The 24605-nt window shown below is 58.0% G+C and carries 11 protein-coding genes and 1 riboswitch; of the genes, 6 read left to right on the forward strand and 5 right to left on the reverse strand.

The features are described from left to right. The first annotated feature begins 84 nt into the window (after window positions 1-84). Both K227x_RS04500 and holA read left to right on the forward strand, forming a co-directional pair. Window positions 85-2436: a hypothetical protein gene (locus K227x_RS04500; protein WP_145168291.1), complete on the forward strand. Its 2352-nt coding sequence runs from the start codon at window positions 85-87 to the stop codon at window positions 2434-2436. A gap of 309 nt (window positions 2437-2745) precedes the next feature. After that, on the forward strand, window positions 2746-3789 hold the full coding sequence (gene holA / locus K227x_RS04505; protein ID WP_145168293.1) for a DNA polymerase III subunit delta: 1044 nt from the start codon (window positions 2746-2748) through the stop codon (window positions 3787-3789). A gap of 20 nt (window positions 3790-3809) precedes the next feature. Here the strand turns inward: holA and K227x_RS04510 are convergent, their stop codons facing one another. Continuing rightward, window positions 3810-5309, reverse strand: coding sequence for an alpha/beta hydrolase family protein (locus tag K227x_RS04510; RefSeq protein WP_218933773.1), 1500 nt, complete (start codon window positions 5307-5309; stop codon window positions 3810-3812). A 396-nt stretch (window positions 5310-5705) separates the two neighbouring features. After that, window positions 5706-5937, forward strand: a riboswitch (cobalamin riboswitch). Between the two features lie 261 nt (window positions 5938-6198). Between K227x_RS04510 and K227x_RS04515 the strand changes: the two genes are divergently transcribed. Together K227x_RS04515 and K227x_RS04520 are read left to right on the forward strand one after the other, a co-directional pair. Next, complete coding sequence (locus K227x_RS04515; protein ID WP_145168297.1) at window positions 6199-7077, forward strand: PEP-CTERM sorting domain-containing protein; 879 nt, start codon at window positions 6199-6201, stop codon at window positions 7075-7077. Between the two features lie 714 nt (window positions 7078-7791). Next, complete coding sequence (locus K227x_RS04520; protein ID WP_145168299.1) at window positions 7792-8124, forward strand: ArsR/SmtB family transcription factor; 333 nt, start codon at window positions 7792-7794, stop codon at window positions 8122-8124. 19 nt (window positions 8125-8143) lie between these two features. Here the strand turns inward: K227x_RS04520 and K227x_RS04525 are convergent, their stop codons facing one another. From K227x_RS04525 to K227x_RS04535, 3 genes are read right to left on the reverse strand one after another with little or no spacing between them, the layout of a single operon-like run. Next, window positions 8144-9082, reverse strand: a complete 939-nt coding sequence (locus K227x_RS04525) for an ABC transporter ATP-binding protein (RefSeq protein WP_145168301.1) — start codon at window positions 9080-9082, stop codon at window positions 8144-8146. 33 nt (window positions 9083-9115) lie between these two features. Next, window positions 9116-11518, reverse strand: coding sequence for a hypothetical protein (locus K227x_RS04530; protein ID WP_218933774.1), 2403 nt, complete (start codon window positions 11516-11518; stop codon window positions 9116-9118). Between the two features lie 57 nt (window positions 11519-11575). Continuing rightward, the gene (locus K227x_RS04535; protein WP_145168305.1) at window positions 11576-11920 is read right to left on the reverse strand and encodes a MazG nucleotide pyrophosphohydrolase domain-containing protein; all 345 of its coding nucleotides are present in this window, start codon (window positions 11918-11920) and stop codon (window positions 11576-11578) included. Between the two features lie 202 nt (window positions 11921-12122). Here K227x_RS04535 and K227x_RS04540 point away from each other — a divergent pair, with 202 nt between their 5' ends. Then, the gene (locus tag K227x_RS04540) at window positions 12123-13271 is read left to right on the forward strand and encodes a sulfotransferase family protein (RefSeq protein ID WP_145168307.1); all 1149 of its coding nucleotides are present in this window, start codon (window positions 12123-12125) and stop codon (window positions 13269-13271) included. Between the two features lie 42 nt (window positions 13272-13313). Next, window positions 13314-14573, forward strand: coding sequence for a 3-keto-disaccharide hydrolase (locus tag K227x_RS04545; RefSeq protein ID WP_246146502.1), 1260 nt, complete (start codon window positions 13314-13316; stop codon window positions 14571-14573). Window positions 14574-14738: 165 nt separating this feature from the next. On the opposite strand, the gene K227x_RS04550 is transcribed toward K227x_RS04545, so the two are convergent. After that, entirely contained in the window at window positions 14739-24593 is a 9855-nt protein-coding gene (locus K227x_RS04550; protein WP_246146503.1) for a tetratricopeptide repeat protein, read from the reverse strand. Window positions 24594-24605 lie beyond the last annotated feature (12 nt).

The following is a 24605-nucleotide window of genomic DNA, read 5'->3' on the forward strand; positions in this document are numbered from 1 at the left end:
CGAATCCGAGAGGGAGTGGCTGCGCCGGTTGGCACAGCCCAGTGAACCGACACAGTGTTTCCTACTAGGGGCTTGGACGACAAGATGCAAATCGCCAACAAAGCGAAGCTGATTGCCGTTCTGGCCGCCATGGGTGGCCCGGTATCCATGGTGGCCACACCCGACATGCTGATCGGCACTGCCGCGGCTGTCGAGGTGTTTGGATCGCCAACCGTGGATTCAGTGGCACCCGATGTCACCGATCCGACGTCGGATCCAGTCGGTCCCAGCCCAGACAGCCACGTTTTGGGATCGCGGACCTTCAATATCCCCTACACGGTGGATGCGGTCGGTACGCAACCGATCGAGGTCCAGTTGTTCGTCAGCCGTGGACCCACCGATCCCTGGACACTGATTCAAGCCAAACAGCCCAATCCAACCGAATCGCGTCAGTTCGAATTCACGGCCGACCGCGACGGCGAGTACTGGTTCGCCACCCGGACCACCGCTCCGAAAGGTTCGGCCCAACTATCCAGTGCGGTGTCACCGCAACTGAAAGTATTCGTCGACACGTCCAAACCGCACGCCGAAGTCGTCGCCGAAGCCGACGCGGATGGCCGCGTTGAAGTCCAGCTGATCATCCGTGATGCGACGCCTCTAAAATCGATGCAGCTTCGCTACATCACCGATACGGTTCGCACTTGGCATGACGTTGACATCAGCGGACTACCCGCCGATGGCCGCGTCGGGTTCACGCCCTCGGTTGCCTGGGGACAAATGTCGCTGCAGCTGATCGTGACCGATAAAGCCGGAAATCATAACGTCGCCAACCGGTTGGTCCAACTGCCACGCGTTGCCTCGGTTCCCCAATATCGATACGCGATGGGCCCTGGCAACGGGATCGATGCGCGGCAAACACCGTTTCGTGTCAGCGAGTCTGATGTGACCGATGCCCAAACGGCGTCCGGTCCCGTGATCGCATTGGATCGGCCCCGTCGACACCCCGATGCCAGCAACCATGCGGTCGCGCTTGGCCAGTTTCCTGCGAATACGCCATTTCCTTCCAATGCACCGGCACCGTCCTACCGTAACGGTCGCAGCGGTCTAGGCGGTTTTCGTGGTGCTGCATTCCCGGTTGGTACGCCCCCCGGTGTTTTGCCGGCACCGGCACCGACACCGATGCCGCAGGCACCTGGGCCCGAATACATTCCGCCGCCTGAACCGTCTAGCATGTACGATCGGTTGTTCGCGCCGGAACCAGCGGTTTCCAACAACACACGTCCCGAGCCGGGATCCGGTAACGCATCGCCCGGTCGCACATCGGTGCAGCGTTCACCGACGGAAATTCCGGCGCCAAGCGGCCAACCCGATCTATTCCCGTTGGCGCCATCGGCTCCTATCGATGCGCCATCGATCTATGCCTTGCCCACGCCCCCAGGAAAACCGGACCGATCCAGTGGCAAGCTGCCACCGCCATCGACGCCCGAACAAATTTCCAACGGCTTTGATCTATCGGCTCCCGCAAATCCGGCGGTTCCCGAAACGGTACCCGCACCCACCGGTTCGCCTGAACTGTTCGGCAAAAGCGGCCCACAACCCGATGACTCGGACGATCCGTCCCAACGCAAACCGTTGCCTCAGCGAACTCTGTCCGAAGCCCTGCGGCCGTTGGGCGAAAAGAGTGCGTTGCCACCGCAACGCGAAGAACCCGCTGCGTCCAAGCCGCCGCTGACCCCTGGCGAATCGTCCGCCTATCAAAGCAAACGACCCTCTGCATCGGAGATTCCATCGATCGCCGCGGGGGTCCCCGTGCGTTACAGCGATGGGTTGCGATTCAGTTTGGCCTATGAATTAGAAGCTGTGGGTAGCCAGGGGGTCAAAGGGATCGAACTGTACGGCAGCGTCGACGAAGGAAAGACTTGGAAGTTGTGGGGAAGTGACCCCGATCGGACCAGCCCGTTCGATATCGAAACCCGTGAACCGGGTGTCTTCGGTTACCGAATCGTTGTCGTCGGCAACAATGGCCTGACCAGCCCGCGGCCACAGTTCGGTGAATCACCCGACATTGTCGTAGTCGTCGACAATCAAGCACCAGAGGTTCGTGTGACCGGCGCCCGTTACGGTGAAGGCAATCGCATTGGCGCTTTGGTAATCCAATACGAGTGTTCCGATGCGAACCTGATGGCGCGACCGATCGCACTTTCCTTTGGTCCGAACATGGATGGTCCTTGGACTACCATCGCCGCCGGACTGGCCAATGATGGCGACTACGTTTGGCCAGCCGATCCACAGTTGCCTCGACAATTCTATCTGCGGATCGATGCGACGGACAAAGCGGGGAACGTCGGAACCTTTATCCTGGACCGACCCATCGACGCCCAAGGATTGGCGCCGCGAGCGAGAATTCGCGGATTCCAATCGATCTCAGGTGCCGAGCCCAAAGCGGCATTCAAGTAGCCGCGAGATCCCGCGGGGGCTGGTGATCGTTCGCCCTGTTGGGGCTCCATCGCTCTCAAGTTCGATTTCGGATTGTCGAATCCGTCTTCAGCCACCCAACTTAAACTCGAACTCGAACTCGAACTCGAACTTTTTCTTCCCCCCCCATCGCTCCACCTAGCACCCAAACCGGCTGCAATTCGGGGGCCCCTCATCGCTTTGCCCCCGATTTCGCCTCTCGCTCGATCCGACCACCCGCGATCGGATTCCTGCGATTCCGTCTGGTAGCCGTCATTCTGTCGCAATTCCAGCTCTGGTATCCTAGCGGCCATGACGCTGATCCACGCCTTCGAAATGTTGCCCGATCCGCCCACATCGGTGCCCGATGTGGTGGCGGTTTTTGGTGCCGATGCGACACTTCGGTCTTGGTCGATGCTGGCTTTATCGGCCTGCGGCGACGCGACCCAGTTCGATGGTGAAACGACCAAGTGGTCGGATTTGCGAGACGATTTGGCGACTGCGTCCCTGTTCGACATGGGCGGTGGCAAACGTACCATCATGGTCCGCAATGCGGACAAATTCGTCAGCGATCACCGTCCCGAGATCGAGAAGTACTTGGCCAAACCTGGGTCGGCTTCGCGATTGATCCTGGACCTGGAATCCTTGGCGTCAAATACGAAAATCTACAAAGCGATCCTGAAGGACCAGATGTTGGTCGCCTGTGGGAACACGACCGATGCCAAGTCGGGCGTGACCGCGGCGACCCGTCGAAAGTTCTTGACCGGTTACGTGGCCAAGCGTTACAAGACAAAGATCGACAAGACGGCCGCCGACGCTTTGCACGAAATGCTGGGCGACGAGATCGGGATGATGGATACCGAGATCGCCAAGCTGGCCTTGTACATCGATCCTGGCGGGAAAATCGACGAGGCGTTGGTGCGAGACGTTGTCGCCGGTTGGCAGGGGAAAACCGTTTGGCAAATCACGGACGCCATCGCAGCAGGCGACGCGGCCGAAGCCATCCGCCAACTGGACAAACTGCTTAGCGGTGGCCAACGCGCGATCGCCCTGTTGCCGCAAATCGCGTGGTCACTGCGCCGCTTGGGGATGGCCACTGCGATCGTCGAACAACGCGAACGATCCGGACGCCGCATTCAATTGGAAGACGCCTTGGCCTCGGCCGGCTGCCGTCGCCCCAGCGAGATCCAACAAGCCAAGAAACAGTTGATCGGTCTGGGCCGCGGTCGGGCCCGTCAATTGTTGCCCTGGTTGTTGGATGCTGACCTTCGATTGAAAGGGACGCACAGCGCCGAAGGACGCGACCGATTTCTGTTGGAACAACTGGTCCTGAAAATGGCCAAGACTAAAGCTTAGGTACGGGCCCTTGCCCAGCGTCACTTCGTCATTTGGGCGATCCATTCGCTGATCACCGCCAGCGTCTTGGGCGAAAACGTCTGCTCGATCGTCGCATAGTCTCCTGTTGCGCCGGATCCGTCGGTTTCTTGGAACAAGTGATTCTGGTTGGGCAGACGCACAACTTTGAAGTTTTGGTTTCCACCTTTCGTCAGCGCCCCTTCGATTGCATCAAGATTCAGATCCGCTAGCACCTGCATGTCCTTCGTTCCGTTGACGGCAAGAACCGGACATTGGACACGCTGCAAATTCGTGGACGGGTCGTACCGAATGAAGTACTGCATCCATGGTGTGCTAAACATCGCCCCGAGCGGGACGTCCAACTTCTTTCGCAGATCTTCGTCCTGGATCTCTTCAACCACGGATTTGCAAGCGGCATTGATTGCGGTGGCGGTGACGTCATCGTCCGACTTCATCAGGTCCAGAACCGCGGCGATCAGTTGTTGATTCGCGGTCACCGCTTCGGGCGATTCACCAGCCGCCTGCAGCATTGCTGACTGTTGCGTCTGAATGATTCTGGCACCATCGACCCCCGGCCCAGCCAACAGAACGATGAACGCTAGGTCATCTCGCCCGGCCGCGACCATCGGTGCAATCAGTCCTCCCTCGCTGTGGCCGATCAGGCCGATCTTGGCCGCATCGATCTTGGGGTCACGCTTCAGGAAATCCATGCCCGAGCGAACGTCTTCGGCGAAATCTTCGGACGTCGCTGTTGAAAAGTCGCCTGTGGACGCACCAACTCCGCGATCATCGAATCGCAATACCGCGATACCCTGACGAGTCAAATGGTCGGCAATGACCAGGAATGGTCGATGCCCCAGCAATTCTTCATCACGGTTTTGAGGGCCTGACCCAGTGATCAAGATGGCGGCCGCAAAGGGACCGTCGCCACGTGGAATCGTCAACGTGCCAGCGAGCGAAAGATCGTGCTTCTTGTTTTCAAAGGTGACATCAGATGAATCGTATGGATACGGAGTCGTCGGAGTCTGTGGCCGGTTCTGCTTCACTTCGTAGTTCAAGTCCGTCTTTTCGAATTCCAAATCCGTGGTGACGGGACCCTGCTTGAATACTCCTTTCAACATCGACTTGTCCGCGCTTCGCTGTGCTTCGTACTCCAGCCCCAACGCTTTGTTGGAAACCTTGTACTTGTCACCATCCCGCGAGAACTCTACCGGGATGCCCAACGCATTTTGCGTGTAGCTGTCCAATTTGGCGGACAGTGTTCCGTCGTTCTGGCGATAGACCTTCAGTCCGAGTTCCAGTTTGGCACCCAGGTTCAGCGTGCCCTTCCATGTCTCGATATGTTCCGCAACCGGCGCGACCTGAGCGGTGTCGGTTTGTGCCAGGCCAATGGGGATTGCCAAGGTTGTCGCGATGACGATGGTCATCACAAACGACGTAGCGCGGGCGATCGATCGAAGGTGCATTTTCTTCTCCAGAGGAGCCGTTTGCGAAATCACCGCGCCGAATTCGTTGGTCACCGGTGGACCTTCCAATCTTGGATCGGTGGCAGCCGACGGGGAGACCGTCATGAACGAAGTTAATGGTTTCCCATCACGCGGGCAAGTTTTTGCGTCACCGTCGGGCCATCAGGTTCGACATCAAGCCCAGCGTCGAACCGTACCGTTGGTGCACCCCTTCGGTCCGCCGTGTACCGAAGCCGTTTGTCGTACCGCGTTCAGCGAGCGTCCAGCTGACGACAGCCTCGGAGAGACGAAAGCATCCTGCCGGTTGGCTCTGCCACTGGCATTGGGCGTTGGCTTCCCAGTGGGCTATTCCACTGGCATGCACGGCTCCTGGTCCGATCGGCAGCAATCGTTCCCGGGGGGCGTTGGGGGGCACCGCGGGCCGGCGATTGACAGTTTGCGACGGCTTGTTAGTTTGTGGCCGTCCAAGGTGACTCGCGTGACTTCTGTCGGCGAGTGAACAGGGAACTCCGGTGAAATTCCGGGACGGTCCGGCCGCTGTGTGCTATCGGTGATTCTGAAATGGAATCCCATCCGTCGCTCCTTCTATCGAAGTGCCATTGCTTGCCCGAGGCGAGTGAGAAGGCTGTGAGCGACGGGAAAGATAGTGAGTCAGAAGACCTACCTTGGGCAAGACGTTTTCGTGCCTTCTCGGATTGAGGCGAGCGTTGCAACGCGTTGCGAGCGATTTTTCTTTGGGCCGTCCTGAGCCTCTTGGTGAGTTGTTTGGCTGTTCGCGTTGGTTGGTTTTTTACTTTCGTTCCGAGTGCCAACGGCTTCGATCGCTGACGTTTCCTTTTCGCTCTGATTTCCTTCGATGTCTCGCATCCAGGATTGGGCTAGAGGTGCGCCCCGCGAGCTGGGCCTGCACACTTGCGAACGGCAATTCCGAGGGTTCCCCCCGATGCCTAAAAACACTTCTTCCCTAACCGCGTTGTTCCTGTTGTTTGCTTGGTCGACCGCGCAGGCCGGGATCTATTCCGGACCCACCGATACTGCGAATTCGATCGACGGGGCCATCGCAAAAGATGATTCGCGAATCGTTCAGTGGGCCAATCTGATTGACGCTTCGCGGACGATGTTTGGACCACGCGGCAGTACGGCCATCAATCAAACCGGTGGCTTCAACAGCCTCGGTGATCTGGATGCCACTGAAATCAGCAATGATGATTCACCCGGATTCTTGACCGTCATGTTTCCAACCGGGATTTCCGATGCCGCAGGCCATGATTTTGCCATTTTCGAAAATGGGTTCACGTTGGGCAGCGCTGGCGGCGTTGCCGGATTGTTCGCCGAATTTGCCTATGTCGACGTGTCGACCAACGGCACCGACTTCGCAAGGTTTTCGAGCGTTAGTTTGAATGCCGGAGCATTGCCGGGCGGATTTGGTACCGCGTTTTCCGGGTTCGATGTAACGAACGTCCACAACTTGGCTGGTAAGCATGCGGCGGGCTTCGGTACCCCGTTTGATCTGGCCGAACTAGCCAGCGATCCGTTGGTCGCGGCCGGGCTGCTGGATCTAAACAACATCCAATACGTTCGCATGTTCGACATCCCTGGCAACGGTTCGTACACCGATAGTCTTGGCAATCCGATCTACGACAACTGGTTGACGTCGGGAAGTGGCGGATTCGATTTTCGACTGGGCGAAGGGTTGGGCGTCGGAGTCCTGAACGTAGCCGCGGTGCCCGAGCCGAGCAGTTTGGCGGCGCTAGCAATTTTGGCCGGGACGACAGTGTACATCCGCAAACGACGACAAGTAACGTCGCGCGGGAACCGATGATCGGTCGATTGGACGGTCGGTGATCCGGTCGTTTGGCCTCGTGGCCTGCGGGCTGTGCGATGGGGTGTGTGGACGCGCGGGGCGTTGCCCGCGCGGTTAAACGATTTTTGTTGGTGATGCGTTGTTTGGCCTCGTGGCCTGCGGGCTGTGCGATGGGGTGTGTGGACGCGCGGGGCGTTGCCCGCGCGGTTAAACGATTTTTGTTGGTGATGCGTTGTTTGGCCTCGTGGCCTGCGGGCTGTGCGATGGGGTGTGTGGACGCGCGGGGCGTTGCCCACGCGGTTAAACGATTGTTGTTGGTGATGCGTTGTTTGGCCTCGTGGCCTGCGGGCTGTGCGATGGGGTGTGTGGACGCGCGGGGCGTTGCCCGCGCGGTTAAACGATTGTTGTTGGTGATGCGTTGTTTGGACTCGTGGCCTGCGGGCCTGGCGATGGGGTGTGTGGACGCGCGGGGCGTTGCCCGCGCGGTTAAACGATTTTTGTTGGTGATGCGGTCGTGTGGGCTCGTGGCCTGCGGGCTGTGCGATGGGGTGTGTGGACGCGCGGGGCGTTGCCCTCGCGGTTAAACGATTGTTGTTGGTGATGCGGTCGTTTGGACTCGTGGCCTGCGGGCTGTGCGATGGGGTGTGTGGACGCGCGGGGCGTTGCCCGCGCGGTGAGACGATGGCGCTGGCGTCATTGATGGGAAGGTGCCGGGGGACCTATCATGGGTGGATGAGTACACCTGATGCACCCGACGAACTGCAATGCGCAGCCTACTTGAAGGCGCTAGCTGATCCGCTTCGGTTGCAGATTGTCCGCGGCCTGCAAGCGGGGCCGCTAAGCGTTTCCGATATCGCCCTGTTGTTGGAACAGGAGATCGGAACGGTATCGCACCACTTGCGTGTGTTGTTTCATGCCGGGGTGGTCACGACGCAGCGTGATGGAAAGTTCATCTACTATTCGTTGACGACCGGCCTATTGCCCGGCCGCGGATCGTCCCAGCGCAGTTCGCTAGACTTCGGCTGCTGTCGTCTCGAGTTGCAGCCAACAACGAAGTCCCCGTGAAGGGTGAAGAAAACGCGGTCTACATCCGGTTGCTGGTGCCCTTGGTCAGCGCCATGAAGGCGGATTCCAGGTCCAGTTCTTCTTCGCTGAATCGACGCAGATCGATGTCGTTTTGCATCAACAGCCTGGGCAAATCGCTGTAGTCCGTAACGCCGCTCTTCAGGATGATTCGCAACGCGTCGTCGCCCATTTCGCAGCCCTGCACTTTTTCGTGCTTGCGAAGCAGTTCGTCGATCGCGGACATCTTTTCGCGATCTTGTGGTTGAATGACCAGCACGGTGTGTTCGCGAACCATGCGGATCACTTCTGCCTTGGTGGCGTTCTGTTTCAGTTCGCCCTTGTCGATGATCCCGACCTTGTTACAGACATCGGCCAGTTCCGGCAGAATGTGGCTGCTGACGATGATCGTTTTTCCCATCGCCCCGAGTTTGCGAAGCAGGTTTCGCATTTCGATCCGAGCGCGTGGATCCAACCCGGAAAGCGGTTCGTCCAACAACAGGACCTGAGGGTCGTGAAGCAGCGTACGGGCCAGCCCTAGTCGCTGCGTTTGGCCGCGCGACAGAGTGTTGGCGTACGCGTCGCGTTTGAAATCCAGGTCGACCACGTCCAGCATCTCGTCCACGCGTTTGCGTCGCGCCTCACCTTTGATGCGATACGACGCCGCAAAAAATTCCAAGTATTCGACGACCGTCATATCGTCGTAGACACCAAAGAAGTCGGGCATGTAGCCCACCAGCCGGCGAATTTCTTTGGGCGCCGTGTGCACGCTATGGTTGCAAACGTAGGCTTCACCCCAGCTGGGTTCCAGCAACGTTGCGATGATCCGCATGGTCGTGGTCTTGCCAGCACCGTTGGGACCAATGAATCCGAACAGGTCGCCGGCTTGCAGGTCCAGGTCGATGGATTTGATGGCGAATGCATCGCCGTACTTTTTCGTCAGGTCGACAGTCTTGATCACGGGCTTGTTGTCTACCAATGGGTGGAAAGGTGATTATCGACGCGACGTCGTGGTGACCGGCAGGATCACGCGGATCATGGTCAACTGATCGCCGGTGGGCGTGAATGATTCGTCGGTATCCGAAACTTGGATGGATGTCAGCGGTTTGTCGACGCTGCCGAACAAGATACAGCGATCATCGCCCAGCGTTTGGCTGAGGTCCAAGTGGGCCAGCGGGCTGTTTTCTAGGTTCGTGTACTGGGAACCGCCGGTCGCGTTGTGGAACATCAACATCTCGGCGATCCGCTGCATGCTGTTCTTGGACGTCGGGTCCCAGGCCTGTGTTTCCGTTGAACTTTCCAACGCCTTTTGGCGGCTAAGCAGCCAGCGGAAATTCTTTTGTCGCAGTTTGTCCAACAGCGGGATGCGTTCGCCTGCACGCAATCGGGTCGGCAAAATGTAAGCCCAGTTACGAAACACGAGTTTGCCATTCAACAAATCGAATGGCAGCGGGTTGACCAAGCCACCCTGCAACAATTCGCTGCCGGGACGACGCTGGACTTCGACCGACGTTGTCAGTTCAGGAGTGAACGTCGTGTCGCTGAGGAACCCTTTGCTGCTGCGGGGCGCCAGCGGTAACTGTCGCAGCGAACTGGTTCGGCCCAGCTTGCTGCCCTGGAACAGCACCTGATAGATCGGCAGTCGCGAATCTTCGATCGATATCTGAATCCCACCAAAGGGTTCGCCCGGATATCCAAAGGGGGCTGTCAGCGATCGGCGAATCTGCGGGGCAATCGAATTCAGTTCGGCCGATGGGGTCACTGCGATGTCGAACAGGGACGCTTCGTGGGTGTACAAGTAGTTGACGGAGTAACCGCGGCCAACTTGGCTGATGGTGTCAACGTCGACGATTTCAATGCGATTGCATCGCACGGTGCGGCCGATTGGATCGGCGTTGGTGGGCGAGGCTGTGTTGTCGGGATCAACAGCCGACGACGCGTCGGTTGCTTGCGCCGTCATTGGCATCACGGTCGACTGCGACGCCAGCAGGACCGACAACCCGATCGCCATGACGGGGAAGCTGATCCATCCCAACATCGGTTTGCCAAACACACGGTTGATCAGAAAGTAATCCAGTGGACCAATCGCTGCGATCAAAGCCATCACCGCTAGCGATAACACCGAAAACTTGAACTGTCGTTGGATTGGGAATCGGTCCAGGATCGCTCGCGTCTGTCCGGCCAAATCGTTGTAGGCGGTCGCTTGGATCGCACTTTCTTGTGCGAGTTCATCGGGGTTGATCGTGGATCCGGTCAGTCGGCTGATCAAGTCCAGTCGTTCTGGCCAAGCAGCAAACGAAGGCGTTTCCAGATCAGCGACGACAACCGTAACTGTGCCGAAGCCGATGGAATAGCGAACCGCAACCGGCGTGCTGATTCTTCGTTGGTTGCGACCCAGGATCAACACTTCGCCCTGATCCTTTGGCAGCCGCACACCGTCGAACGGTTTCAGCGGTGTTTGGCTTGACGTGTAGGTTTCGATGCTGGCGGGGTCGATCTTTGTCAGGGCAATCGATTCCACTGGCAGCTGTTCTCGCAGCCAAGGTGCTGACCGAAGCAGATCAGCGGATTTTTGGCCCAAGGTCACAAAAACTTTTCCGCCACCGATGACCCAATCGGCCAGCGCCTGTTGTTGGTCGAGGTTCAATTGTCCTAGGAACTCGCTGCCGGCGGCGTTGATCACGATCATGTCGATGCCATCGAGGCCCAGAACCGATTCCGGCATCGACTCGGGTGACTTCGGCAACGTGACGGCAATCGAGGCGTCACGATCGAGGATTCGGTTGACGCCGATTTGATCGATGCCCATCGGGTCGCCCAGCACCAAAACCCACGGCATCGAAAGCGGGATCATCGCGGGGCCACGCGATGGAGCCCCGATCGTTGGCAAGCGAGTGCTTAAAATCGGTTTCGCATCGGTGCCATCGTCTTCCCCGCGTAGGACAAGCGGAGCCGCTTCGGATCCGGGAATGACGTACGTCCATTCGTATCCGGTGTCCGAAGTTCGGTCTTGGCGGTTGGGGGTGTATTCGACCTGAACACCGTCGCCATCGCGGGTTTCGATCGACGCGATCGCCAGTGAAGATGGAGTGCGAATTCCTACCCAGCGGCCAACGCGATAGTGGCCGTCGATGCCGACGTGGTGCTTGGATTCGGCTGGCTTGGATTCGGCGGATGACGAATCCGAGGATGCGGACGCTGCGTCGGCCGCCTTGGCTGCCAAAAGTCCAGACGTGGATCCCAGGCTTGCCAAGGCCACCATCATCAGCAGGAAGCGTGTGCAAGTTCGCCATGGGGCGATCGATCCATGCGAGGCTGGACGCGGGCCATGCGGAGCTGGACGCGGGCCATGCGGAGCTGGACGCGGGGTGGCGGTGATGGCGGGCAAAAGTGGCATCGCGTTAAAAATGGGTGACAATGTCGAATCGGTCAGGAATACTTTAGTCGATCAAGGCTACGGTTTTTCCGACGACGGGCATTCGCAGACCAAACGTTTGCAGCCTGGGCAGCCGTGTCCGTACTTGGCCGAGAGTGCCGCATTCAAATCCACGCCCGCCACGTTCGCGATGGTGGCCAACCAAGCGATGACGTCTGCGAATTCCTCGGCCAAATTTTCCTGATCGTCCCCGCGAAGGGCCGATGCTAGCTCGCCAACTTCTTCCATCAGCCACATGAAAGTGCCGTCGACGCCGCGGATAACGTCTTTTTCGTAATACATCTGATGGATGTGCCGTTGCAGGTCGGCAATGGACAGCTCGTCACTCGATCGAGGGGGCTGAGAAGAATCGCTGGATGGCATCGGGATCGCCTGGGCGGACGTTGAAAATGGATGGGGACGGCAAATGAGGCAATATTTGACGTGGTAACGTGAATACTTTGGCTGATTTTGGGCCAAACGCCCACAACCTATCCCGCTGCCCCATCCCACGGTAGTCAACTACAGTGTTTGCGGTCGTTTGGTTCCATCACATCTGTTCGCAACTCCGAAAATCTCTCCATCTATGACTGAATCCAAGCCTTCGCCGAGCGAAAAACCCGCCGGGAACGCTGGTTTTCATCGCTATCCCTTCTATTCACCCCGATTCTGGCACGGAATGCGTCCGGCGACATGGTTCGGGTTGCTACGCAGTGGGCGGTGCCGAATTCATCCCAGCCGAATCGGGATTCTGATCGGGGTCACCATCGCGACCCCCTTCAATACGCTGATGGCGGGCATCCAGTGGCTGATTTTTCGGCGTCAGCTTGCCGAAGCCGAATTGCACGGTCCCCCGGTTTTTATCGTGGGGCATTGGCGAAGCGGGACGACGTTGTTGCACGAATTGATGGTTCGCGACGAGCGGCTGAGCAGTCCGTCGACGTACCAGTGCTTTGCCCCCAGCCACTTTTTGATTTCGCAGTGGTTCTTTCGGCGGTTCGCCAACTGGCTGTTGCCGGGCAAACGACCGATGGACAACATGGCCGCCGGATGGGAACGCCCGCAAGAAGACGAATTTGCGCTGCTGACCTTGGGACTGCCATCGCCTTACCGCCGCATCGCGTTCCCCAATGAAGGGCCGGCGGATATGGATTACCTGGACTTCGAGGGTGTTCCGCCAGCGGATATCAAAACTTGGCTGCAAGGTTTGCGATCGTTTCTGCTGCGCGTCAGCATTTCGACCGGGCGTCCGCTGATCATCAAGAGCCCGACTCACACCGGCCGGATCGCCCAGTTGGCTGCCGAGTTTCCAGATGCCAAATTCATTCACATCACTCGTGACCCACGCGATCTGTATCCATCCACGATGCGTTTGTGGAAAGGGCTTGATGAAGTCCAGGCCTTGCAACAACCGGACGAATCGGATTTGGACCAGTACGTCGTCGATTGCTTTCAGCGGATGTACGGCGCGTTCCACCGAGATCGCGATCAACTGCCCTCTGGCCGCTTGATGGACGTCCGTTACGAAGACCTGGTTGCGGATCCCGTCGCCGTGCTGCGTAATATCTATCAGTCTTTGCACCTCAGTGACTTCGATGCCGTGTGCCCCGTCATCGAAGAGTGGGTGGAAAGCGAACACAGGGGCTATCAACCCAACAAGCACCAACTCGAACCGGCGACCGAAGCGATGATTCGCGGCGCATGGAAAGAGTATTTCGATCGGTACGGTTATTAAACGATGCGTCAACAACTTCGCTGCTGGATTCAAATTGGTTCGATGTCCGCACTGTTATTGGGCGTTGTGCCCGGTTGCAGTGGGAAGCCTGCCCCGGAATCGGCGGCCGTTCCCGTCGAAAAATCTGCGGAACAACCGCAGGTCGCCAAAGAACCGGCGCCGATCGCGCCGCAGGTCTACGAAGCCAGTGCCGACGAACTGCTGGCCGCCCGCCTGCCAGCAGACCAAGCCAGCGAAGGTTGGATTCGACTGTTCGACGGGCACACGCTGTACGGATGGGAGATTACCGGAGCGGCCAATTGGCGGATCGAAGACGGCAGCATCGTGGTCGATGAAGGCGCCAAATGCCTGCTTTGCACATCCATGCCCTGGCAAGATTTTGAATTGGAACTGGAATACCAGGCCGACGCCGATACCAACAGCGGCGTGTTCCTGCGAACGCCCCTGGAACCCGAAGATCCGGCGTTGGACTGTTACGAAGTCAATATCGCGCCGGCCGATAACCCCTATCCCACCGCCGGACTGGTCAAACGCCAGAAAGCTGACCCGGTCAGCGAACCCGAGTCGGCTGACGCGTGGCGGACAATGCGGATGGTCTTGGACGGGGACCACCTGACGGTTGCCGTCGATGGCAAAGTCGTCAACGACTATACCGACAAGGTCGGTTTGGAAACCGGCCGGATCGGGCTGCAACACAATGGTGGCCGGATCGCCTTTCGGAACATCCGACTAAAACCGATCGGGCTAAACAGCCTATTGAGCAAAGACTTGGACCAATGGACCAAGTACCCCGAAATGCCCGGCAGCTTTACCGTCACTGACGATGGTGATCTGCATGTCCAGGGCGGACGCACGCAACTGGAATCCAAGCAGTCCTTCGGCGACTTTGTCCTGCTGGCACAGTACCAATTGGCCAAACCCGAAATGAACTCGGGGATCTTTTTTCGTTGCATTCCAGGTGACGAAATGATGGGCTACGAATGTCAGCTGTCCAACGAAGTGAAAGACGGCAACCCGCTAGCGCCCGCCGATACCGGCACCGGTGGAATCTTTAAACGCCAAGACGCTCGCGTCGTCGCCGGTGATGCGGACAAGTTTTCGACTCTGGTCTTGGTCGTCCATCAGCAGAAGATTGCTGCCTGGGTCGAAGGAGTCCAAGTCAGCAATTGGTTCGACGACCGCAAAGCAGACGAAAACCCACGACGAGGCCTACGCTTGGAACCCGGCACGATCATGATCCAAGGTCACGATCCCACCACCGACGCCAAGCTAAAGCAAATCGCCATCCGCGCGATCGAGTAGCCGAAGCGGATACAGAAAGTCCATCACGCCACCCTGGCCCCGAAACCTGCTCAACCGTAGTGGACTTTGCTGGTGGGGGCCGTTTTCGGTTGGGGGGAATTCTGGCGAATCCGGTTACGAGGACACTGGGGGATTCTGACGAATCCCGTTTCGTTGTTTGGGAACTCATTCAACAGTCCGCTGCATTAGGTCCTTGGGGAACTCGGCTGGCCAGTCGCCGGTTAATTTCATGTCGCGAATTTTGACATCCCGTTTCACTTCTCTTAGCAATCCTGGACGCGATGATTCCGCGATTGGTATGTCCATCAGGGGTTTGTCATTCAATTGGACCTGAACGACTTCGCCTTCGCGTGTCATCGTGATGGTGTTCCATGACTCGTCATTGGGAACGTTGTCGGCGGCAATCGGTTCAGCCGGCGGATCCAGCTTGTCGTCACTGACAAAGTCCGTCGATGACAGATCATTGGTGATAGCGATCCAGGATGGTAGCGTGCCTTTGCGAGTCAGTTTCAGCGCCGTGCGTCCAATCGTAGGATGGACTTCCGTTTTATCCCACTGCCACCAGAACGAATATTCGATCGTATCGCCGTCCATCAACGGACGTAGATATTCGATATGGGATTTAGGGTCAGACGCGTTGCTGGTTTCTAAAGATTTGTAAATCAGTTGGCCGTCTTGAACGAGCCATCTGGTCGTATCGTTTTCAAGCCCTTTGCGACGTGCCTCGGCGATCTCGCCGGCGTCTTGGTCGTGTCCGATCGGCAATAGCGGGTCGGCTTGGTAGCGGCCGATGGTCAGAATCCCCCAGCCTCGCAGCGTCGCGTCGATTGGATTGATCTCACTTGGGATCACCGGATCGCCTTTCACGCGAATGTTGTTGAACTTGGTCGTGCGATCCATACGGTGCAAGATCGACAGCCAGGGAAACGACTCGGTTTTCAGGTCGGTGACGTAGTCATCACCGTTGCAGAAACCTACCACCTCGTTATCAGTCACTTTCAGCCCTTCGGTGTTCAGATGATTGCTTTCAATGTTGGGAACTTTGACGTGCACCGACCTACCACCCATCGAGGCAATCAACGCCTCTTTCTTCCATCCGTTGGGACGGTACAAGATGCCGCCATAGCCCATGTCCGATTCGCCCCAGTTGCCGTCCCAAATGTCGGCAGTGACTTCGAACGATCCCGTCACGGGAAAGCGAAGCATCAACAGCGTCAAGTTGTTGCCACTGGTGCCGCTGACCCATCCATCGTCATCAATCGCAAACATGGCCGGCAAACTCGGCATGTTGGATACTGTTCGCATCGGCAGGGTAACGGGAGCAAAATGTTTTAGTGGCGACTGAGTGCTCGCACCAGCTGCGCGTCCGACTCCGGCGAGGGCTCTGATGCGTCCCAATGCTGATTGGATCATGGGATGTTGCCCGCGAGTGGCAAACGGCAAAATTTTGTCCAACAGATCCGTGGTCTGTTTCTTGGATAGGCCTGCCGGGATCGATCTTGCGATGAGGTGAGTGGCCAACATCGGATAACGAAGCAGTTTGTCATTTTTCTCAGGCTTGTTCGCGGCCAAGTCCGCGTCGATGGCCGCAAACGTATCCGCTAGCGACGCGATCAGTTGACGTGATTGCGGTGTGCCGCCCTGCCCTGCCCCGCTCTGCGATTTCCGGATCTTTCGGTCGTCCAGTTCGATGGCAGCCAGACGAACCAGCGCTGCGGCGATATCAGCGTCGTCGCCTGGTTGCTTGCTGCGCGTCGCGATCGTTTCAGCGATTTGATCCGACTTTCCTAGTTCGGCGGCCACATCGGCCAGCATCAGCACGGTATCGACGGCGGGCAGGTCTGGCGAACAGGTCGGCAACGCTTGGATGTCGGCCAGACGCGGAGTTTGACGCTGCAGCATTTCCGGCGGCGTGTCGTAGCGAACAAACCCAGTCCAGTGGGCGATGGGATCATCAGCGGAATCGCCAAGTGTGATCCGTTGCAATACATCCAGCTGGTCCGACTTCGGAAGTTTTTGAATTCCCAAGCATAGTTTGCCGACCGTCAACGATTGCGGATCGGTCCCGTCGGCTTCGTCAGACGCGATCAATTGGCGAATGAACAACGGGATCTGCTGAGCCATGCCATCAGCCACCAATTCGTGCATGAATCCCTCCAACGCTCGCTGGACATATTCGTCGCGACGATCGTCGTCATAGTTGGCATATCTCGCTTCGATGGAATCCGATTCCATTTTCAAAATTTCGCCGAATCGGGTCGGTGATCCTCCTTGAGCGGAACTCTTTAGCATCAGCTTGCGCAGTTTGCTGGCGATACTGCGGTGTCGGTTGGACGTGTAGGAGTCCGATGCGATCAGGGCAACGGTGCGCTGCAACAGGTCGCTAACCTGGTCTGCGACTTCTGGTACCGGGATCACGGCATCTCCGGTTAACGGCCAAATGCATCCGAGCACCAGATTGATCGACTCGCTTTTACGGTACGAGTCTTGTTGCATCTGGGACGTAATCGATGTCGGGCCAGCCGCCTGCGGTGCGATGGCATCTTTGTCGGGCAATACCGAATCCATGGCTTCGGTGAAACTGTTCAAGGCGGTCTCCAGCGTGGCAAAGTCATTCGCCGCCCAAGATGCCTCCACGATCGCTCGTGCCACCACCGCTTTCTCGGTCGTCGTTTCGATTCGCTGCTGCAATTGCGCGATCAACGATTTCGATTGTCCCGACTTGGCGGCGGCACGCGCCATTGCGATCGACGCAGACTGGACCTCGCCGCTGGTTTGGCTGTTGTCGTATCCCGTCGTCGAAACCATGCCTGTGGCGTACGGGAACACGGTTGCCGGGCGATGCTGTGGCAGAACGATCGAACGCAGCGAGTCGGTAATCAAGGTCATGGTTTCCTTGGACGGTTCCTGCGGCGGTTCATCGCCGTCGGATTTTCCGTCTTTGTCTGTTGCCGGATCGCTAGTGCCCAGTTCGAAACCACTGGCATCGGAATACAGATCCACAATCTCGTTCACTCGTCGAACCAATTCACCCATCCCGCCGTCATCTCGGTTGTTCGAATTGACGTTCGATCGGGCGATCGTAAACGCGTCGCCCGTCGTGGCCATTTTTCGAAGTGGCGGGCCATTGCCCAAAGCCAGAGTCAATGCACGCGTGGAGACGGCGATGTCGCCTTGGATCGCGGTCGTGCGGGCGATGTTCAGCGCCGTGTCGCACTGCTCGGCTGATAGCGGTGCACCCTCCGTCGATGCCGCTTCGATCGAATCCAGATAGGTTGCAAACGTCTGGGACGTGTCGCCGATCAACTGGGCCAGCGCCAGGTCCAGCTGCGGTTCGTCGGCTGTTTTTGCCGCCGTTCGTAGATAGCGAACCAATGTCTTGCCGATTTCGTCGTGCTCCGCTTCCTGGGAATCGACGAGGGTCTTGGCGACCGGGTACAGGTCCAGCAGGTCGCGGTACTTGCTTGCTGTGGGTGTTCCTTCGGCGGCAGCCACATCGGCCATCGGTGGCAGTCGATCCGTCAGTCGGTCGGCCGCGGATGAAACGTTTGCCGGATCAGTCATCGACGCGATCAGCAGTTCGGCTGCGGGCAATGACCAGTCCTCGGTCTTCTTGGCGGCAAGGTCCGCAATCGCTGCCGCGAATTCCTCAACGGCGGCCTTGCCGTCATCGCTCTGGATCGCCGTTTCGATCGCTAGCGTCAGCCCCGGCTTCGTATCACCTGACAGCAGTGCATTGGCCGGCAGATCCATCAAGTCGATTTGCTGCTGCCCTGCCCTGTCGATGTCTTCACGGTCGGCCAGTGCTTGCGAGGTCCAACGCAGGTACTGAGTGCTGGATTCAGGAGTCACTGCATCCGCAGCCTTCTTGGCCGAATCGACGAACTTGTCGATCGACATCGATCCGCTCCAACGCTTCGATCGTTCGAACTTGGCGGGTTCCGAAATGGCACGCCGATAGATTGCCAGTGCATCGATGGGACAACCCATATCGATCAGTTTGTCAGCGATCGACTGGTACTCTCTCAGTTCTTGGTAGTCACCGTAGCCTGGATTGTATTGGTTTTGATCGGAATGATCGATCGACCGGTATCCATCCAACGCAAATTGCCTTGCCTTGTCGGATTGGTTGTTATCCGCGTAGGCATCGACCAAGCGAGCGGCGACGGAGTACCGAAAGTCCACTTTGGAAACGTTGGGGTCTTCGGTGGATGCTTCGTACAGTGCGATCAATAGAGCTGGCCGATCTGGTACGTCGCGGATTGTTTCGACCACCTGTCCCGCTTGCCACAACAATCCGCCGCTGATGTTCACTGTGGTGTTGTCCGCTGCGGAGTCATCGTCATTCGCCGCGGTGACGGCCTGTGCGGTGATTTCGTGAAGTCGTTTGGCGGCATCCGATTTCTGGTCGGCGGTCTTCAGGTCAACCAACGCGATCAAAAACTCGGCCGTTGGCTTCTGGATTTCCTTTGCCGCGGCCGCTTGGGCGGCATCGGAAAACTGCTTGCCGACTTGTTCGTCCGCGACGATCATGTTGATCAAGTCCGCTAGCGGGCCGCGGGCGGTGCCACCGCTGGAACGGCTGCGGACTTGCCACATCGTCGACGATGGCAAAAACGCGTCGTCACTGCAGATCGCCGCGATCATCGTGTCGCGAATCTCGGGGATCTTTTGGACTTCCGATTCCGGGATTCCGTCGATGATTGAATGAAAGTTCTGCTTTGCGTGGGTGCTTTTCATCGCATGCCGAATGAAATTACGTTTGGCGTCGCTGAACTTGGTTCGGTCGCCCATCGATACCAGTTCGTCCAAACGGTAGCCCGGCATGGCGTCCGCGTCGATTTTTAGCAGCCTTTCAAACATCGAATCTTCGGATTTGGCCTGCTGAACCGATCGGCGCATATCATAGTAGCTATTGCCCATCAGACTCGGCTGCTTCTCGAACGCATCCAAGTACAGGTCGGCGGCTTCCTTGTGCTTTTTGTTTCTGGCCATCGACGCAGCACGCGCGATCAGTTGGCGTGGGTCGGCGGGCCGATCTTCGCTCATGTCTGCCCATAGTTTTTCCGCGTCTTCGCCACGTCCAGCGGCGTTGTACAGTTCCGCCAATTCCAATCGCGCTCGGTTCGATGATGGTGACGACTTCAGCCGCCGCTCGGCGCGTTCAATCAATGGTTCCATGCGACCGGCCGACGTCAGGATTTCGACGGCTTGGCGGCGATAGTATTCTTGGTTGTTCTGGTTGCGGCTTCGGCCGCTGCCCAATTTACGCAAAATCGAATATGCCACTTCGGCTGCGGAATCTTTGTCTTCGCTAGCCATGAACGAGCGCGCGATCTGTAGTTCCACGCTTTCGTCGCGTGTTTTCCCGCCTCGCATCCGACGCAGTACCGCCGCCGCTTTGTCGTTCATGCCCAAACGCCGCAACTGGTCGGCGAGCGCCAATTGCGTGTTGGTATCCATTCGCATCCCGAATAGACGTTGGGCGGACTTCTTGGCGCGTTCGATGTCACCCAATTCGGCGGCTAAGTTCATCGCTGCCATTTCTTTGCGGACCAACATCCGACTGTCCAGCGGATCAAACGAATCGAGCGCATCCAACGCGACACGCGGTTGGTCCAGTTCGCTGGCCAGCCGAGCCCGTTCGATCTGTAAATCGACATCGTCGGGATACTTTTCGCACAACGCGATCAGGGCCCGGTAACAATCTCGGGGACGGTCGTCCCACCAATGCGCGAATGCGGCCAACGCACCACGTGACTTCAGTTCATAGATCGGTGCATCGGGCAGCGGGGTTTGCAGATGTTCGATGATGTCCAACGGCACACGCACGGATCGGTCGTTGCTGTTGCTTTTCGCCGACGGGTCGCTGGGCAGCAGACTGGACAATTCCGCCACCATCGATTGATTGATCAGGGAAGTCGACAACGGCGCTTTGATTTGAATCGATCGATACATGCCGGTGGACGTCTGATAGTAAGTTTGCAGAGTGCCATCGGACGGCGATGAACCTCTGCGGTTTGTTTGGAACGTCTTTCCAATGGCGGAAGCCAAGACCGCGTCCAAAAGCGCCAGCCGGTTTGCGGCAACGAACGACTTTCCACGCTTCGTTGTTTGTCCAATGCTGCTGGCCGATCCGGTGATGCTGTTGCTGCCGATCGTTGATTTTGTGTGGTTGCGGGCGGCTGGCAACAAACGATCAACCAATGCTTGGGCACGCTCGGAGTCGCGGAATTGGACGTGAAACGCAATCGTGGCCAGCAGTTCTTGGATCGATGCGTCAGGTTTCGGTGCCGGGATGTCGAACTCGTTGGCTCGTTCCGGTTGCTCGGCGATGGTGAACTCGTTCATCAACACCGTGCGCAGTGACAGTTGGCTGGACGCCGAACCGGTTGCATGTTTGTCTTCGATTCGGCGGAACTGCTGGACCAGAAGATCCAATTGTTCCGGGCTCAGAGGCTGGATCGGCTTGGAATCCGCCTTGTCCGGATTGTCTTGACCCGGATCGTTCTGGTCCGGATTGTTTTGGTCGGCGGCTGGATCATCTGCGGCATGATCCTCTTCGTCCTCGGGGACTTTGATCCGCTGCATCAGCGTCGGCAGAATGGCGGACAGGCCGTTTTCGGGGTCCAATTTTGCCAGTCGCCAATTCAGTGCTTCTTGACGCTGCTTTTCTTCTTCGGATGGTTCGGCGGCAGGTGTTGCTGAGGCGTATGGCGAGTTCGATGTCCCCGCCACGAGTGCAACAAACGATTGCAGAGAACGGTTTTCCCAGATGGCCATCGCATCATCGATCTGGTCGGTATCGGGCAATGCGAATGGGCCGTCCATCAGCTGGGCAAGGGAGGCGTCCAGTTCGTCCCCGGAAAGCTCCTTGGCGTGTCGAGCCAGCATCAGCATCCGGGCGATGACGCGAGCGTGGCCGAAGGTTCTGGGGCGGACAATCCCGACGCTGCTGCTGGAACCATAGTTTTGAGTTCCGTACCGCCCCAGCTTGTAATTGCGAGCCATCTGATAGCCGTCCTGTCCCCAATACAACGGGCTGGTGAGGTAGTTCGCCGGATAGTTCGCCAGCTGTGGACTGGGTTTGGATGGTTTCTGAGTCGGCGGACTAGCGTCCATGGCCAGATCCAGTTGACGAATCTCGTCGCACAGTTGGATCGCTTCATCGAACCATTTTTCGCGATCGTCGTCGTTTTCGTAAAGCAGCAGTTCGGCGAGCATCAGTTTGACATCCCACAGGCTGGAATCTCGCTTGATCGCTTCACGGCAGATGGCGATCGCGGTTGCGGATTCCCCGCGTGAAGCAGCTGACTGGATCATCGAACCTAAACGGACCGGATCCGAGGCCAGCGAGATTCGTTCGCTCAGCGCGGTGGCAACGTCGATCATTCCGGAATCCAGTTTTAGCTGGACCAACTTGAATCGATTTTCGGGCGTGTCGGCCAATGCGACGATGCGCTGCTGGAACTCCGCGGCGGTTGCGACCTCGTCCGCCAAGTCGCTCAACCGAACCATCGTTTCTAGCAGCGACACATCGCGCGGTTGTTGGGCCAGCAATCGGTCGATGGCTTGGCGAGCGGCCCCATAGTCCTCGATCGATTCGTAGGCGGCGGACGTTAGCAACAGCGTGCCACGCGTGTCGCCATCCTCGCGCCCAATCGCGTTGATGCGCTGAATCAGTTCGTCGACTTCGCCTTTGCGGTCATACAGAGGTGCAATTTGTTTGATAAGCGCGATGCGGTCATCGGATTGGCGTTCGTACTGCATCGCTTGCCAGTACAGTTCGATGGCTTCGTCGGTGCGATAACGATCGGCCAATTGGGAAGCCATCATTCGTCGCGGTGCGTTGTCGCGTGGGGCCACGTTCATCGCCCGGCGCAGTGCAGTGAACGCCTGGTCGTCGCGGTCGGCACGAAACGCCGTGCGAGCCATGTGCAGATAGGATTCAGGGCTGGCTGGGTTGGCATCGATCAGCGATTCGCACGTCGCCAGCGCTTCGTCGATTTGCCCCAGGCGAACCTGCAGGTCGACGAACTTCTGCAAATAGTTGGTGCGAAAACGCGTGTCCACTTTTGCCAAATGTTCGAACAACACTGCTGCGTCGGCGATCCGCGTTTGTCGTTCGGCAATGTCTGCGGCCACGATCAGGACATCGATGTTGTCGGGATCCGACTGCATCGCCTGTTCAATCGATTCGGCGGCCTCGGTCAGTTGTCCAGCCGCTTGCTGCATCATCGCCAACTGCCGCAGGTTCATCGGTGTCGACGGAAGCTGTTTCAAGTCCGCGATCTGCTGGCTTAGCGTGCCAGCCTGTTGGTAGGTCGTGATCAGGTCCTTCAACACCTGTTCTTGTTCGTCCGGGGTTTCTGCAATTTTCTGGGCGACTTCTAGCCGAGCAATCGCTTCGTCATGTTTTTTGGCATCACGCAGTGTCTTGGCGAAACGCAGTTCTTGAGCGAAGGTTAGGTCCAGTTTCGACGCGTCCCGCCATGCCGCCAATGATCGGTCATGCAGGTCGAACGTTCCGAAGACTTCGCCCAATCGAACCAGGGAATCGCGGCCACGTCGGTCTCCTTCGGCGATCGATTCCCAAGCTTGGATGGCTTCGTCTTGGCGGTCCAGCTTGTGCAGATATTCGCCCAGGTATTCGCGGTACTGCGGCGAATCTGGATCGATGTCGATGGCTTGTCGGTACAGTTGGATCGCATCGTCTTGACGTTCGATCCCACGCAATCGATCGGCAATCTGGGACAGCGTGACTGCATCGTCCGATCGCGCGTCGGCAAGCTTTTGCCATACCGCGGCGGCGGCACTGCGTCGTGCATCCAGTTCCGACTTGGGATCGTCCAGCAGCAGTTGTCCCCAACGCAGCAGGTAGTCGGGGTTTTCGGGATCGTCTTTGGCCAGGATTTCGTACTGTCCAGCCGCCGCCTTGGTATCGCCCAACGAAACCAGTACGTCCACCAACGCCAATCGCACATCGGCATCCTCGGGCGCTTTCGCGGCCGCCAACAGCAACGTTTCTTTGGCTTCGTCCAGACGCCCGGCCGAAACCAGGATTCGGCCCAATCGAGTTTGCATTGCCAGGTTGTCCGACGAATCAGCCAAGCGACTTTGGTAGTAGTCGGCAAGCGCGTCGTAGTCGCCCGACTTTAGGAACCCGTCTTCGATTCGATTGCGGACGTCTGTGTACAACCAACTTCCCGGACGCAGTCGAGCCAAGATGACTTCCAGGTCTTCGGTGGCCTGATCGGACTGGCCCAAACGACGCCTCATTTCTGCCGCTTCGACAGCGAACGAAATTTTGTCCTCTTCGTCTTTGGCTGATTTCGATAACGCAACGAATCGCTGCAGGGCCTCTTCGAGGTTTCCCTCTTCGGCCTGAGTCCGTGCGATCTGGCCTCCGACACGTCCGTCGCCTGGGAACATGGATTCCAATTGCGTCCACACGGCCAACGCTTTTTCGTTCTGGCCGGCGCGGCCGTAGATCCGCCCTAGTTCGGTAAAGATTGGCACTGCTTCGTTTCGCGCCGGGCCGCGATCGATCGCCCTCTGCATCGCTGCGGCGGCTTTTTCGGTTTCCCCAATCGCCAACAACGATTTGCCCAAATAGAAACTGCAGGCTGCGTCCTTCGGCAATCGTGTTTCGGCCGTCGCCAACGCTTCGGCTGCTAACGCGGACTTGCCTCGCTGTGCCTGAATCAGGCCTCGGATCATCGTTTTCTGACCCGCCGAATCTGCATCCGGTGGAACCGTCAGCGATTCGATCAAGTCGTCCAGCGACCCGTTTTGGACATGGAAACCGTACACGCGATCCAGTGCAGTCCCCGGGCGTGGCCGCCTCATCAAGACCTGCAGGAAACGATCGGCAGTGATCTGTTCCTTGCTGGATTCTGTACTGGATCCTGTGGGGGCTTGCGCGATGATGGGATCGCCGATCACGGATATGGAGACGCCCATGAACAAGGCGAAGCCCAAGCGGAAACCTGCGGTCAAAACACGGCGGGTATCTGTCACGGGAACCTCTGC

The organism is Rubripirellula lacrimiformis (assembly GCF_007741535.1).
GTDB classification, from domain to species: Bacteria; Planctomycetota; Planctomycetia; order Pirellulales; family Pirellulaceae; genus Rubripirellula; species Rubripirellula lacrimiformis.